Here is a 13,876-nt window from a genome sequence, read left to right as displayed (position 1 = left end):
TGCGGCGCATGTCTTCGTTCACCCGGTCGGCAATGTGTCGCCATTCGAATGAAACCGTCGTTCACGCGCCGCAAACTGTCCCACGATTTTCGGCGGACAGAAATAGAGTGGTTTTCCAATTGTCGTTTGTTCCGGAGTTTTCTGATTTATCCGTGTGCGCAACACGACAAGGAAAATCTTTTGATGCGGCGTCGCTTGATCTCTCGCCGCGCTTTGCGGAAAACGGGTCAACGCGAAGGAGAATTCGGGAGAGACAGCCGATGACGATACGACCGCTCCGTTTTGGCATCTGGGCGCTGGTGCACGGTTCGCGCGCTGCCTATCAGGATCCCGAAGAGCCATACGATGCATCATGGGAGCGCAATCGCGATCTCGTGCTCGCGGCGGAGGCGCTGGGTTACGATTCCACGCTGATCGCGCAGCATACGATCAATCCGCACCAGGAAGATCTCGATCAGCTCGAGGCCTGGAGCGCGGCGGCCGCACTGGCGGCGCTGACCAGCCGGATCGAGATCATCGCGGCCATCAAGCCCTATCTCTACCATCCGGTCGTGCTGGCCAAGCTTGCGCTCGGGATCGAGAACATCAGCCGAGGCCGGTTCGCCATTAATCTGGTCAATGCCTGGAATCGGCCCGAGCTCGACAGGGCGGGCATCGGTTTCGCCGAGCACGACGCCCGCTATGCCTACGGCCGCGAATGGATCACGGTGGTGTCGCGCCTGATGCAAGGCGAGCGGCTGACCTATAAGGGCGAGCATTTCGACGTCCGCGACTATGTGTTGCGGCCGGCGAGCCTCTACCGGCCTCGGCCGTTGATCTATGTCGGCGGTGAATCCGAACCGGCGCGCGCATTGGTTGCCGATCACGGCGATGTCTGGTTCATCAACGGACAGCCGCTCGAGGATGTCGCCCGCTTGATTGCCGACGTGGCGGCCCGGCCGCGTGCCGGGGCTCCGCTCCGATTCGGCCTGTCCGCCTTTGTCATCACGCGCGAAACGCACGCCGAGGCGCAAGCCGCCTATGAGCGGCTGCTCGATCTGTCGAAGAAGGATGCGCCGATCAAGGCGATCCAGAAGCAGAACACCGATCCGAAGGTCGTCATGATGCAGACCATGCAGAAATCGGCGCGGGTCGGCAGCAATGGCGGGACCGCCGCGGGGTTGGTCGGCAGCTACGACGAGGTGGCGGCCCGCATTCGGGCGTTCCATGCCGCTGGAATCGAATTGTTCATGCTGCAATTCCAGCCGTTCGAGGCGGAGATGGAGCGTTTTGCCAAGGAGATCATCCCGCGGGTGCACGCGGCGTCGCCGACCAAAGCCAACGACAGGCCGACGCTCGTGCCGGCGCCCGCTAAATGGCGCCAGTGATGCCGATGGGACACGCGTGAGAGACTGAATCGCGGGCGGCCACGAGCAAGAGAAAAATATCCGTCTCCGCTGGCCGTCCTTGCGCGGAATCTCGTGTCGCGCCTCATCGCCGTGGCGAAACATCCGGTATCCGGCGACACGGATCTTCTTCCGCCGGTGAGGGCTGAGAAAGCTTCGTCCAACTCTCTGCAAATATCTGAAATTGCCAGCGGTGTTTGCGCGCGTAACGATGGTGCTGCAACGCGATACGCGATCGAGTCAGCCCGGAGACGTGAGTCATGACCATCCAACCCCACCGCGCCGAGCGGCTATCCGCGCAGCCTGGATCCGTGGAGTTTGACGCCGATGTGCTGGTGCTCGGCGGCGGACCGGCCAGTACCTGGCCGGCGGTGAGCGCCGCTTAACGCGGCGCGCGCGTGGTGCTGGCTGACAAGGGCTTTTGCGGCACCTCGGGCGCGACTGCGGCGGCCGGCACCGGCGCATGTCGATCCGGATCCGGCGTCGCGCGAGGCCGCGATGGCTAACCGCGAGAAAATGGGTGGCCACCTCCAGGATCGTCGCTGGATGGCGCGCGTATCGTCTGGCCGATTGGGGCTATCCCTATCCGATGGACGAGCGCGGCCGGTCGCAACGCAACTCGCTGCAGGGGCCTGAATATATGCGCCTGATGCTCAAGCGCACCAAGCAGGCCGGCGTCACCATCCTCGATCACAGTCCTGCGCTCGAACTGCTCGTGGGCGACAGCGGCGCCGTTGCCGGCGCCAACGGCCTGCGCAGGCAGAAGCATGACCGCTGGACGGTCTCGCTGCACCCGAGCGACCAAGGCCACCTGCAACTGGATGACTGAATGGACGCACATCAATCCCTGACTGCGGTGCGGCCTATCGAATTTCTGCCGCCGTCGCACTGCACCGACCGCAAACGACGCCATGGTGCGGTACGAGGCGGCCTCGAAGGTCTATCGCGCCTACCGCGACAATCCCAGCGTGCAGGCGCTGCAGGACATCGATTTTGCAATCCCGCGCGGCTCGATCACCGGTGTGATTGGGCGCTCCGGCGCCGGCAAATCGAGCCTGGTGCGGCTCATCAACGGGCTGGAAAAGCCATCGACCCCAGCCAGCTTCAGCAGCTAGACGCTGGTGAGCTGACGATGGGTTCCGGCGATTGCTCGCTGTCGGTTTTGGCCAGCCGCGCGGCGAGTGCCGCACATTGGTTGCGGATATCGGGGATCGCAATGATCTCCCAGAAGGCGGCGCGGGTCAGCGGTCCGATTGCGAACAGCCGGCGCGAGCCAATGCCGTTGCGATCTATGATCGCGCAGTCGGCGTCCGTCTCGATACCAATACAGAGCGGGTCGACCCGTGCCAGGCCTCGATCGAACAGGCTGCGTACCGCTGGATTTGGCGTGGCGCGGGGATCCTTGACGATGCCGGTGCAATCGATGACGGCGCCGACCTGCATGTCGCGAATGTCGGCATCGCCGCGTCGGCGATATCTGACCCAGACACCGGCGGCATTAGGCTCAGTACCGATCACCTTCGCCGCCAACAGGGTGAGCTGCCCCTTATAGATGGCTTGGGTGATCCGCCCCTCCAGTTCGGGCGCCATACGATGGCGATGCACGTCCCACCAGGCGCGCGCGTGCTCCAGGAAGCGACGCTTGGAGATCGGTGAAAGCTCGCGTCATAGCCGCTGGGTATACGGACGGAGACCGTCGATGACACCGCGCCAGTCTCCTCCCTCAGCGATGTGGCGGTCAATGCGGTCCCGCGGCCAGCGTAGCAACCTGTTGATTCCGGCGCCGAACGGAACCTCGGTCTCCGCGATAGGCACAGCATCGACCCGGCGATGGGGTTTTGCGAGCAGGCCTCGCCGCGACATCGCGATGATCGGCCCTCGGTGCCTATCGCGGAGCAGCGACAGGACGTAGTCGACCATCGTCAGTGCCGAGGATCAGAACGGTTGCGTCGGGGGAGATGGGAGCGGCTGAAGGCGGCGCCCAGGGATCTGCATGCCCCGGACTGCTAGCTCTTGTGTCATGTCCGGTCGCGAGGACGACGGTGTCTCCGAGAAGCGCGCGGCCATCCTCCAGAGTGACCAGGACGTCGGCGTCGTTTTCGCTGATGCCGACGCAAGTGCCATGCACGATCGAGAGAGGTGGCGCGTCCGCCTGATCCGATGCCTGCTGTTCGAGCAGGCTCGCGATGTAGTCGCCATAGATGCGCCGAGGCACAAAGCAATAGAGATCTGGAAATGCGGGCACAACCACCTCGCGTGAGAGCAACCAGCGCCAGAAGTGATCCGGCTGGTCCGGCAGCGCGCTCATATTGGCGACGCGCACATTGAGCAGGTGGTCGGGGTTGCCGGTATGGTAGGCGATGCCACGGCCGATCTCGGGGCGCTGTTCGATCAAGGTGACGCGAAGTTCACGCACTGGCTGGTGCAGTAGCTGATAAGCCAGCAGGACGCCGCTTGCGCCGCCGCCGATGATGATCACGTGACGCTCGCCGGAACCCGTCATGCTGTGGCTCTACCGATCAGCCGGCCGCACACGATTGTGCGGTGCTAGGGACAATTTTCAAAGTGCCGTTACGTGACCTAATTTCGGTGCTGGATGCGGTGGCGCCAGCGTTGGGCCACTATTTCGACCCAAGCGTGGTCGAGGCGTGAGGCGCGGTTAGCCGTGCGGCCCGAATAGAAAGAGCTCGTGGAGATTATCCCGTCCGTCGGCCGCCGCCGAGCGCGCAAGTCTTCGGCGCCATCTCTGTACTCGCCGAGTCATACGACGAAGAACCTGAAGCCAAGACGCTGCCGGCTGCATAGACTGTCCTCCGCATTGCAGATGTTGTGGAACATAGCATGTCTTGGTGCGGGCCGGACCCGAATGTCGGCGGTTTCTGCAACTTTGAAACCGAAAACGCGCGGCGCGTTTCCTTGCAGGAAGATAATTCCGCCGGCAGGCGCGCCAAAGAGAAATCCATTCTTGCAGGCTGACGTAACGACGATGAGCCACGCGCGATGCTGTCGTGTTCCACGTTCCGCGTGTGACATCGGTGATCGGTTTTGAGCTGAAAATTCATGTTGGGCGGGAAGCCGGCGCGTTTCGAACAGCAAGCGGCGGGCAACCGACATCGCCATAACTTTGCTCCTTTTCGATCTGCCGCAAAACGCGGTGTCGCGCCGAGGCGCCAACTTTTGGATACCCATTTCATTGACGGTAGTGCTGTTCTGCCGGATATTGAACCGAGTAGATTGTGCTGCTCAGGGTCACCGCAATGCGAACGAAAGACGGACAGTTGATGAGTGACATGCGACGCCGCATGCCCCATCGCTGCGTCTCGGCGGCGACCGGCGTCTGTTGTTGATCGTATCGACAAATCCAAATCCATCGACAGTCAGACAGGAGCGCCGAAACCCGGCGATCGACCACACATGTCCCGAGCCTATGTCATCGAAATATCTGATCGAACCGCCGGTATCGTTGTCGCCGACGAGCGCGGTTTTTGCTTCTTCTCGTCCGAACGTGCCTTTGACAGCCTTGATGGCGGTCATTTCGGCTCCGCTCGGGCTGCCGAGCGCGCGGTGAGGGCGCTTCTTGATCGACGACGGCAGGCCGACGGCACGGTCGCAATCACTCTTTGATCAAACCTGAAAGGACAAACATGATTACGAGACGAGTTTTTGTCACCGCAGCGCTCGCGCTCACAGCGTTGGCGGTCGTCCCGGCGCGAGCGGAAGACAAGCCGACCGAGATCCGCATCGGGACGCAGAAGGGCGGCCTGTTTCCCGCAGTTCGCCAGCGTCACACCGTGGAGGACGCATTCAAGCCGCTCGGCATCGAGGTGAAGTGGATCGACTTCCAGTTCGGTCCGCCACTCCTCGAAGCCATCAATGTCGGCAGCGTCGACTTCGGTTTCGTTGGTGACGCGCCGCCGATCTTCGCACAGGCGGGGGCTGCAAAGATCCGCTACGTCGCCGCGGTGAAATCGGAAGGCAACAATCAGGCGATCATCGTACCGCCGGATTCGCCGATCAAGACCCTGGCCGACCTCAAGGGCAAGCGGGTCGCTTTCGGTAAGGGATCGAGCGCGCATAACCTCCTGGTCGTAGCGCTCGAGAAAGCGGGTCTCTCCTGGAGCGACATCACGCCGGCGCCGCTTGCGCCAGCCGATGCGACGGTGGCGTTCGTCAAGGGGGCGGTCGATGCATGGTCGATCTGGGATCCCTATCTTGCATTGGCGGAGCTCAAGGAAAAAGCCCGGGTCATTGCCTTCGACAAGCATGTGCACAAACCCAACGCCTTCTATATCGCAGGATCCGACTTCGTCGCGAAATATCCCGCGGTGGTCGCAAAGCTCAACACGATCTTCGCAGCGGAGGGAAGATGGGCCGACGCGCATCGCGAGGAGGTGGCCAGTGCCCAGGCTGAGGCCACCGGCGTGGACATCGAGGCGATCAAGCGCTTCGTCGCGCGGTCGAACTATCAGGTGGTGCCGATCGATCAGGATATCGTCAAGGGGCAGCAAGCCGTCGCCGATCGCTTCGCGCGGATCGGATTGATTCCGAAGCCGGTCAATGTCTCGGATATTGTCTGGAAATGGACTCCCGGTTCGTGAGCCGTCCAGCGGCGGCACACACAATCCAAGGTCTATGGCGACCACATCGCTGGCGATCTCATTGTAAATGGAACGCTGCCACTCGGGTAATATCGGATCGACGCGCCGTTTGCATCGGAGCGCCGCGTCGGCGCTCCGATGGCTGCGACGCTTTTGCTGCCCCGTCCCGTATCGTGGAAGGAACGTGCTGCCGTTTCTCGGCTGAAGACTGCGTTCATCGTTTTTGTTACGGGTCGATTGATCACCGCAATTCGCGTGCTCACCATGGCAGCTGCGTATCAGCTCCACATGGAGGGACCGGCGATGAGCTTTAGAGTCAAGGATGTGTTCACCGGAACGCAGGCTGCGCTGGGTGCCGATCCGGCGCAGGCACAGGCCGCGTTTCACGCGCAGTCTCGTCTCGGCGACCGCGATAGGCTCGTGCCAGGAGATCACCTATCGGCTCTACGCGGATGCACTCGGTATTCCTGTCACCGGGGTGTCGGTTCGTCTCACGGGCACAATCGATCTGCGTAGCTACTTCAACGTGCAGCAGGGCGTGCGGCCGAGGTTTCAAGGGATCGAAGCAGAGGTGATCCTGGCACGGTCTGCATCGATGTCTGTCCGCTCGACGTGCTCCGGATCAGCGATCTCACTGGCAAGGCCTATGTGAAGTATGACGAGTGCTGGTATTGCATGCCTTGCGAGACCGATTGCCCGATCGGCGCCGTGACCGTCAACATCCCCTATCTGCTGCGCTGACATGTCCATGTTCGAACCATTCGAGGCGTTCGGGGACGTCGGCGAGATTGCTGAACGGTTGGGGAGTGAGGATCCATCGGTACGCCGGCTTGCGGTGCTCGACCTTGTCGAGACGTCGAGTGAGGAGGCGGTTCCGTTGTTAGCGCGGGCCGCCCAAGATACTGCACCGGAGGTCCGACAGCAGGCCGCGCAGGCGCTCGGCGAGTTCGACGGCATCGATGTGGCCAGAGCGCTGACGGGTGCCCTCCTCGATCCGGAGGCAGACGTCGCTCAGACAGCTGCCGACAGTCTTGCGGAACTCCGTGATCCGGCGGCCAGTGATGTACTGCAGCCGTTGGCAGCACATTCCTCGGCCTTTGTGCGAGCCGCGATCTTTCGTGCGCTCAAGGCCCTCCAGGTCGATGCATCGCTCGGCCCCGCAATTGTGGCGCTCGGAGACGATGTTCCCGCCGTGCGCGTGCAGGCGGTCGGCGTGATCGGCTATCTCAAGAAGACCGAAACCCTGCCATCGCTGATCCGCGCAACCCAGGATGAATCTGGCGACGTAAGGCTCGCGGCCGTCAAGGCGTTGTCGTTTGCGGGCAATGAGTTGGCCGCCCAGGCCGCGGCCGCCGCGCTTTCGGATCGGGAATGGCAGATCAGGGCGCTGCGGCGGATGCAATCGGGTGGATCGGTCAAGCTTCGGCGGCAACGGCGCTGGTCGGCTCGCTTGCTGACAGCTATTGGCAGGTTCGCGAGAGGGCGATTCAGAACCTGGGCAGGCTCCGTGTCCGGAACGCTGTCGGCGTTATCGTCGCCTTCCTCGACGACGAGTTGCCTTCCTTACGCAAGGATGCCGCTGCGGCTCTTGGTAATATCGCCGATCCGCGCGCCTGCGACGCGCTCGCCGCGCGTGCGGGCGATCAGGATCCCGATGATCGAAAGACGGTGGTCTGGGCGTTAGGCCAGATTGGGGAAGGCTGATTATTCCCTGAACAGGATCTTCTCGAGCAGATCGACCCGCTGGCAAAATCGCGCTGAGCGGCATCATCGGCGCCGCCCCGACCAGCAGCATTACGTCGCCGCGGCCGAACCTACTGGCGCGCTAGGTACCCGCCGCCACTGCCGCCTCGAAGCGCTCGCGGGTCGAAGCTGCCAGACGCCCTAAGCCGAAATGCTCCTGTATTCCTCGGATGATGTCTTCATCCTCCTCCAAGCCTGTCGAGCGCAACGTGGCAGCGAGACTTGCCAGCTCGGGAAGCGGGATGTCGATGTGGTCGCGTTCCCCGCCGCCCCTGTAAGGAGTGCTTTCCCTCGCCGTGGCATCGTGCGGCCAGACAATCTCCCGTTCGCCGTCTTTGGTGGTCGGAAACCGATTGCGCCCGAGTGATGCGGCAACGATCTTTTGGACAGTCTCGCCCGAGCGCATAAAGCCGTGCGCGCGCGCAATTCGATCGACGAGGACGTCAAAATAGAGGGGACCTTCAATCTCGATGACATGATCGACCATACTACGCAGCGTTCCACGGTAGCCGACGTCGTAGAAGCGATCCCGGTCGGGTGTTGCCACACTGGCGGGGTCTGCCTTGATATAGGTTGCGGCGGAGGTCTTTTCTGCCTTCCGTTCTTCGTTCGATGGTCCGCGCGCGTAGACTTTCGTTGGCTCGATCAGCTGGCCGTCGTCATTTGCAGGTTCCGGCGAGACTTTAGCTTGGTCTGCTTCGGACTCCGCTTGCGTGGCAGCGGTTTCGACACGAGTCGGCTTTTCGGACTCATCCAGGGACGGTATTTCTTCCGGTAGAGGCGTGGGTTCTTCTTTAACCTCGACAATCGGCCGCGAGGCGCGGTCGGCTTCGAGATCGGCGACCAACCTTGCGTGGATCTTTTCCGTCGCGGTGGCAGAATCCATCCACCATTCGGTGCTCCAGATCCGCCGAATTCGCCAACCGAGATCCGTGAGCACCATCTCGCGCAGACGGTCGCGATCGCGCGCTGTGGCTGACCGGTGATAGGCGGCGCCGTCGCATTCAACGCCGGCAAGGTATCGCCCGGGGAAATCCGGATGAACGACGCCAAGGTCAATCCTGAAGAAGGATACGCCCACCTGAGGGTGAACTTCCCAACCCTTTTCCTGGAGAGCCCGCATCACGGCATCCTCAAAGGGCGATTCAGCGTCGCGGCCGGTTGGCGAGAAGGCCTCGGCCATAGCTCGCGCGCCGTTCTCGGCGAACTCAAGGAAGTGCTTGAAGTCGACTACGCCCTTGGCGCCGGTACGCCCCAGGTCGATTTGCTCAGGCCGCAATGTCGCGAACACCAACAGCTCGCGCCGTGCACGGGTGACTGCGACATTGAGCCGGCGGTGACCACCCTCATTGTTCAGTGAGGAGATCTGAGCCGTGACACGTCCCGTCTTGTCTGGCCCGACGGCCACCGAAAAGATGATCACGTCTCGTTCGTCGCCCTGAACATTCTCGATATTCTTGACTAGGATCGGCTCCCTGGTCTGGTTGCGGTCGAAATGCGGCTCCAGTGACGGGTCGACGCGGCGGGCCTGATCAAGCAAGTTCTCGATCAACCGTTGTTGCTCACCATTGAATGTGACGACGCCGATCGAATGAGTCGAAGTCCTCATGCGGCGGACTACCTCGGCTACGACAGCTTCGGCCTCCTTGCGGTTCACCTTGGCGCCACCGCGCTCGTAGATGCCGCCTTCCACATGGATGTAGCGGACGGCGGTATCGCGCGTCACCGGAGAGGAGAAGGTCGTCAGTTCGCCACGATAGTATTTGACGTTGGAGAACGCGATCAGGCTCTCGTGACGGCTACGATAGTGCCATGACAGCCGCATGCTCGGGATGTTCGAGGCCAGGCACTCGTCAAGTATGCTCTGCTGGCTCTGGACGATCGAACCATCGTAGTCCTCGTCGTCGACGCCACGCTGCCCAACATTCGGGGGGGGGCAGCTGTTCTGGGTCACCAACGATGACGACTTGGCTGCCGCGCGCAATCGCTCCGATCGCATCCCATACCGGGATCTGTGAGGCCTCGTCGAAGATAACCACGTCGAAGGGCTTGGCATCCGCGGGCAAGTACTGGGCGATGGATAGCGGGCTCATCATCACGCACGGGGCCAGCTGGTTCAGCACCGTCGGAAGACGGCCAAACAGCTGCCGAAGCGGCATGTGCCGAGCTTTCTTATTGATCTCGCGCGCGAGCGTGCCCCATTCTGGATCTTTGCCGAAATTTGTCTGAGTCGGCACCGCCGCCCCAATGCGCGCCTTTACGATGTCCCTGGCTAGCTCTCCGATCTTCTTATCAGCAGCGACAAACGCTTCAATCGTGGCCTCGTGCTTCTCCGCAAGGAAACTACTGAGGACCTCGTCCTCATTCACGATAGCTTCGGAAATCCAGCGCGCATAAGCATAATCGAAAACGCTCGTAAGAGCCGCCCCATCTACGACCCCATTTTCGACAGCGTCGACAAGAGGTGACAGCCCCGCTAACCGCGCCGAATGAGCAGCCCAACGCCAGGTGGCCCACTGCGGAGCCTTGATAACGTTTGATTTCCAATTCGTGGTTCGCTGGAGGAGGGCGTCAAGCCAGCCCGTTTCGATTTTGACGATGTCCTCCGGGTCATCGAGGCCGATGCATGCACCCAGCTCTTTGGCCGTCCGATGCATAGTCGGAAATGCCTTGTACATCGCCTCGAATGCATGGCGGACCTGTCCGCTCGGTCGAAAGCGAGAGTTATCGCGGAGCAGCAGATCCTGAACATGCAAGAGCAGCTGATCCGGCGCTATACCGTCGACAGGATAGGCATCAACCGCATCGCGCAGGCTTGTGGCCCAGTCGATCAGTCCTTGAAAACGAGACACTTCGCTTTGCGGCCCGCGCCAGAGGCGCTCCATGCCCCTGAAGCGAGGCTTTATATTTTCAATTTCACGTAGCAAGACTGCGAGCTCTTGCAAAACAACAATGTCTCGACCAATGTCGTCGGGCACTTCCCCGGCGCAGTATGGCTTCAGCGCCAATCTGACTTTCTTTTTCCGGCTACTTCGCACCAGAACATTCGATGCGCACGCTTCCGTCCAATCACGCTCAAGCGAGGGCAGATCGAGCAGCGTCGCTCTGAGCTCATATTGGGTCGAAAGCTGTGAGTTCTTTTCGTTTAGCCGGCCTATGGCATCGGCAAGATCATACAACGCGTTTGCGCGTTCTGGTGCGTCGGCCGAGAGCAAAAGCGATCCATCCACGGCGTCGGCGTGCAGCATCAACGAGACGAGCTTGATCAATTGCGGCAGCAGACCATCGTCGCCAACAGCGCCATCGAGCCCAATAGACAGCACCAGATCGTCGGCAGCCGTCCTAACTTCCTGGAGAGCGAGGTGAAGGCGATCGACCAGCTGCTGAAGCGACTGCACCCACGCAGGGCTCCATTTGGTCTGCTCGATTCCCTTGAGTGGATGGTGGACGGGATCACCCACAGCCTCGAGCGCGGTACGGATATCCGAGCATATCTCGCGCATCCGAGCCAGATCTTCGGAAGAGTGTACCGTGCCGGCAGGCCATGTCAGTCCGACATCAGGAAACCGTTCGCGGTCGGCGATCACCCGTCCGAAAGCCTCATATGCCGTCATCCCATTGGCACGACGTCGATGCAGCGCGGAAACTAACTTGTTCAATTGGTCGCGCCGTCGTTTCAGCTCGCTGGCGGCTGCTGTCCAATGTTCTTCGGTCACAACATTGCGTTCGCGCCAAGCGGTAGCAAGCTGCTCGAGCACGCTGGACTTCTGAGCCTTGGTCGAATGAACCTCGAGACAGTAATTGCCGAGGCCAATTGCCTGCATCCGCTGTCTTACAACTTCAAGCGCCGCGGTCTTTTGCGACACGAAAAGCACCGTCTTTTGGTGAGCGAGGCAGTTCGTGATCATATTCGCGATCGTTTGGCTCTTGCCCGTACCTGGCGGGCCGAAGAGCACGAAATCACCTCCACGCTGCGCCGCGAGAACGGCGGCGATTTGGGAGGAATCGGCCGACAGCGGCGCAAAAAGCTCGGCGGGATCTATGACCTGGTCGATAGTGTTCTCTGCGACAAAGGCGGCCCCCGAGCTGTTATAGGTGTGGGTAGGGGTATCAATTAAATGTCTGACGACCGGATTTCGCTTCAAGATCTCGGAACGGTCGACGAGATCCTTCCACATCAGGTACTTCGTAAAAGATAGTGTCGCGAGCACGATCTGCTCGGTGACCTCCCAGCCCTTGATGCTCTTGATGTGGCGCCTGATTGTCTTCCAGACGCCTGCAACGTCGACACCCGCCGCGTCTTCCGGCAATTCTCCTTCGAGCTCGGGCATCGAAAGGTCGAAATCCTGCTTCAACATTTGCAGAAGTGTCGGATTAAATCGAGGCTCGTCCTCATGCAGCGCCAGGCGAAAGCCGGATCGCACACTTTTGCGCTCGAGTTGGACAGGGATGAGGATTAGCGGTGCACGGTAGGGGCCGGCGCCGTCCTGGGGCGTCCATTTCAGGAACCCGAGGCAGAGGTACAGGATATTCGCGCCGCCTTCCTCAAAGGCGAGGCGGGTAGCGCGGTAGAGGTCTGTTAGCCGGCCCTCGAGCTCGGCTTCTGGAACGGCGGTGTGAAGTTCGCCGCGGGCCATAGCGTCGCTGATGAAGTCCTTGCGGGCGTCGTCCTGCAGCCGCTGCGCGAGGAGCGCAGTATCGCGCCCATCGCTGCCGTCGAGCACGTTGGCCCTTCCGAGCAGTTTGAACCGGTCTCCCCCCGAGAGCTTGTCCTCCAGCATCGCGGCATCCGGGCACTCGATCGCGATGGTGGATTTCGAGTGCTTGAAGTTCAGCAGACGGTTTCTCAGCGTAAGGTCTAGCAGATTGCGCTTCCAAACCTCGAGCCGATCTGGGCTTCTTTCAGAGACGGGCTCGCGGGGCTTGTCGAGATCCTCTTCAAATTTTGGGATCTCGCCGACCTCATGTGAGACGGATGGTGTGCCAGAAGGCGCGATGGTCGGCTCAGCGCCCCCCGATAGATCGAGTGGCCGGATCTTGGCGCTTCGCGCGCGCTTGACGTCAATGGCGAGCTCGAACAGGGACGTTGCGTCCTCGGCAATAAGCTTTGCTCCGGCATCGACGGCTTGTTTGAACCTCGCTGGATTGACCCGGTGAGGACCGTGGTCTCCACGAGCACCATCTCCTCGAGCTGTACGCGCTTGCGCAGCATTTGCGGATCGTCGATGACAAGGCTCGAAAAGTCCTCATCGACGAGCCACACGCCAACAAAAGCGTGGCCTTCGGTCAGGACGAGCACCGGGTTCAGACCTGCCTGTTCGAGACAGGACGCGTAGAGGAGAGTAAGGTCCAGACAGGTACCGACCTTGCGAGACAGGATCTCGCTCGGCCCCCGAATCTGTTGGCCCGAGCGCTCGAAACTCTTCGGAGGAAGGACGTAGGCGATCGAGTGTGAAACTAGAGCGGCCCATACAGCATCGGCGATTTCCCAGGCCCTGGTCTTGGTCTTCTTGCGATAGCCGTCCATCGCGTCGTCCCGGCCGGCCGCGGCGAGCTTACCCGATGCTTCCCGCAGGATAACGTCCACGCTGGGATCGGTCGGCCTGACGAAGGCCGCCAGTAGCTCAGGCGCTGCGTTAACGCCGCCCCAGTGCGAGGGCGGGAGCAGATTGAGCTCGACAATCTTTTCGACGAGCTTTTCGCCAGCGGCATGCACATGTATGCGCAACTGGGCTCGCATCGACGCATTGATGCCAGCCAGGAATGCCGCGTCCAAATTCAGATCTAAGCTGCGGATGTGATGGGTAGCTTGGTTGGCGACGTGTTGGATTCGCCACACACCCGGCGTGATAAATGGCGGATCCGCTGTGAGGTGCACCGAAAGATCGGAAAGATCACGACCAATCGCATTTTCGATCGCAAGTTCGCGGATGATCGGAACTGCGTTCTGGTAAAACGCGATGTTGACGTTGTCCGCAGCGGTGCAATTTACTTTCAGTTCGCCGGCTGCTTCACCGACCTCGGTCTGGTCCGCCATACTCTGCCCCCGAAAAATTTCGACCCCGCAATCATCTCAACCAAAGAGACATCCCATGTAATGCTCGATCTGGCTCGCCATCATTGCGTCTGCCTGGAAATCTGCCATGATGG

At 61.1% G+C, this 13,876-nt stretch carries 12 protein-coding genes and 3 pseudogenes; 8 read left to right on the top strand and 7 right to left on the bottom strand.

What is annotated here, in order from left to right; translation table 11 throughout:
• Positions 1–260: 260 nt before the first annotated feature.
• From N2603_RS39585 to N2603_RS39570, 4 genes and pseudogenes are all read left to right on the top strand, one after another.
• A complete protein-coding gene (locus N2603_RS39585; RefSeq protein WP_260386438.1) occupies positions 261–1,367 on the top strand; it encodes an LLM class flavin-dependent oxidoreductase in 1,107 nt (368 codons plus the stop codon).
• 278 nt (positions 1,368–1,645) lie between these two features.
• Positions 1,646–1,771, top strand: a complete 126-nt coding sequence (locus N2603_RS39580) for a hypothetical protein (protein ID WP_260386437.1) — start codon at positions 1,646–1,648, stop codon at positions 1,769–1,771.
• A gap of 134 nt (positions 1,772–1,905) precedes the next feature.
• Positions 1,906–2,214, top strand: a complete 309-nt coding sequence (locus tag N2603_RS39575; RefSeq protein WP_260386436.1) for a hypothetical protein — start codon at positions 1,906–1,908, stop codon at positions 2,212–2,214.
• Positions 2,215–2,479 (top strand): annotated as a pseudogene (locus tag N2603_RS39570) (ATP-binding cassette domain-containing protein); the annotation flags it as partial.
• Positions 2,480–2,489: 10 nt separating this feature from the next.
• On the opposite strand, the gene N2603_RS44820 reads toward N2603_RS39570, so the two are convergent.
• The 4 genes from N2603_RS44820 to N2603_RS39555 form a co-directional block, all read right to left on the bottom strand.
• Positions 2,490–2,975 carry an FAD/NAD(P)-binding protein gene (locus tag N2603_RS44820; protein WP_311740829.1) on the bottom strand — a complete coding sequence of 162 codons (486 nt, stop codon included), beginning with the start codon at positions 2,973–2,975 and terminating at the stop codon, positions 2,490–2,492.
• Positions 2,976–3,270: 295 nt separating this feature from the next.
• A complete protein-coding gene (locus N2603_RS44815; protein ID WP_311740828.1) occupies positions 3,271–3,888 on the bottom strand; it encodes an FAD/NAD(P)-binding protein in 618 nt (205 codons plus the stop codon).
• Between the two features lie 257 nt (positions 3,889–4,145).
• The gene (locus N2603_RS39560; RefSeq protein ID WP_260386435.1) at positions 4,146–4,505 is read right to left on the bottom strand and encodes a hypothetical protein; all 360 of its coding nucleotides are present in this window, start codon (positions 4,503–4,505) and stop codon (positions 4,146–4,148) included.
• 129 nt (positions 4,506–4,634) lie between these two features.
• Positions 4,635–4,919 carry a hypothetical protein gene (locus N2603_RS39555; protein ID WP_260424456.1) on the bottom strand — a complete coding sequence of 95 codons (285 nt, stop codon included), beginning with the start codon at positions 4,917–4,919 and terminating at the stop codon, positions 4,635–4,637.
• Between the two features lie 110 nt (positions 4,920–5,029).
• On the opposite strand from N2603_RS39555, the gene N2603_RS39550 reads away from it, so the two are divergent.
• From N2603_RS39550 to N2603_RS44805, 4 genes and pseudogenes are all read left to right on the top strand, one after another.
• Positions 5,030–5,983 carry an aliphatic sulfonate ABC transporter substrate-binding protein gene (locus tag N2603_RS39550; protein WP_260386434.1) on the top strand — a complete coding sequence of 318 codons (954 nt, stop codon included), beginning with the start codon at positions 5,030–5,032 and terminating at the stop codon, positions 5,981–5,983.
• Between the two features lie 582 nt (positions 5,984–6,565).
• Positions 6,566–6,724: pseudogene (locus N2603_RS39545) on the top strand (4Fe-4S dicluster domain-containing protein); the annotation flags it as partial.
• Position 6,725: 1 nt separating this feature from the next.
• Positions 6,726–7,310 (top strand): annotated as a pseudogene (locus N2603_RS44810) (HEAT repeat domain-containing protein); the annotation flags it as partial.
• Positions 7,311–7,354: 44 nt separating this feature from the next.
• On the top strand, positions 7,355–7,687 hold the full coding sequence (locus tag N2603_RS44805) for a HEAT repeat domain-containing protein (RefSeq protein WP_311741575.1): 333 nt from the start codon (positions 7,355–7,357) through the stop codon (positions 7,685–7,687).
• 121 nt (positions 7,688–7,808) lie between these two features.
• On the opposite strand, the gene N2603_RS39535 is transcribed toward N2603_RS44805, so the two are convergent.
• The 3 genes from N2603_RS39535 to N2603_RS39525 are packed head-to-tail and all read right to left on the bottom strand — an operon-like array spanning position 7,809 to position 13,763.
• Positions 7,809–9,551: a DUF3320 domain-containing protein gene (locus N2603_RS39535; protein WP_260386433.1), complete on the bottom strand. Its 1,743-nt coding sequence runs from the start codon at positions 9,549–9,551 to the stop codon at positions 7,809–7,811.
• Between the two features lie 28 nt (positions 9,552–9,579).
• Positions 9,580–12,534, bottom strand: a complete 2,955-nt coding sequence (locus N2603_RS39530) for a DUF4011 domain-containing protein (protein WP_260424373.1) — start codon at positions 12,532–12,534, stop codon at positions 9,580–9,582.
• A gap of 50 nt (positions 12,535–12,584) precedes the next feature.
• Positions 12,585–13,763, bottom strand: a complete 1,179-nt coding sequence (locus N2603_RS39525) for a transglutaminase-like domain-containing protein (RefSeq protein ID WP_260386432.1) — start codon at positions 13,761–13,763, stop codon at positions 12,585–12,587.
• Positions 13,764–13,876 lie beyond the last annotated feature (113 nt).

It is taken from the genome of Bradyrhizobium huanghuaihaiense (genome assembly GCF_025200885.1).
Taxonomy (GTDB): Bacteria; Pseudomonadota; Alphaproteobacteria; order Rhizobiales; family Xanthobacteraceae; genus Bradyrhizobium; species Bradyrhizobium huanghuaihaiense.
This window is presented reverse-complemented; position numbering and strand designations above follow the sequence as displayed.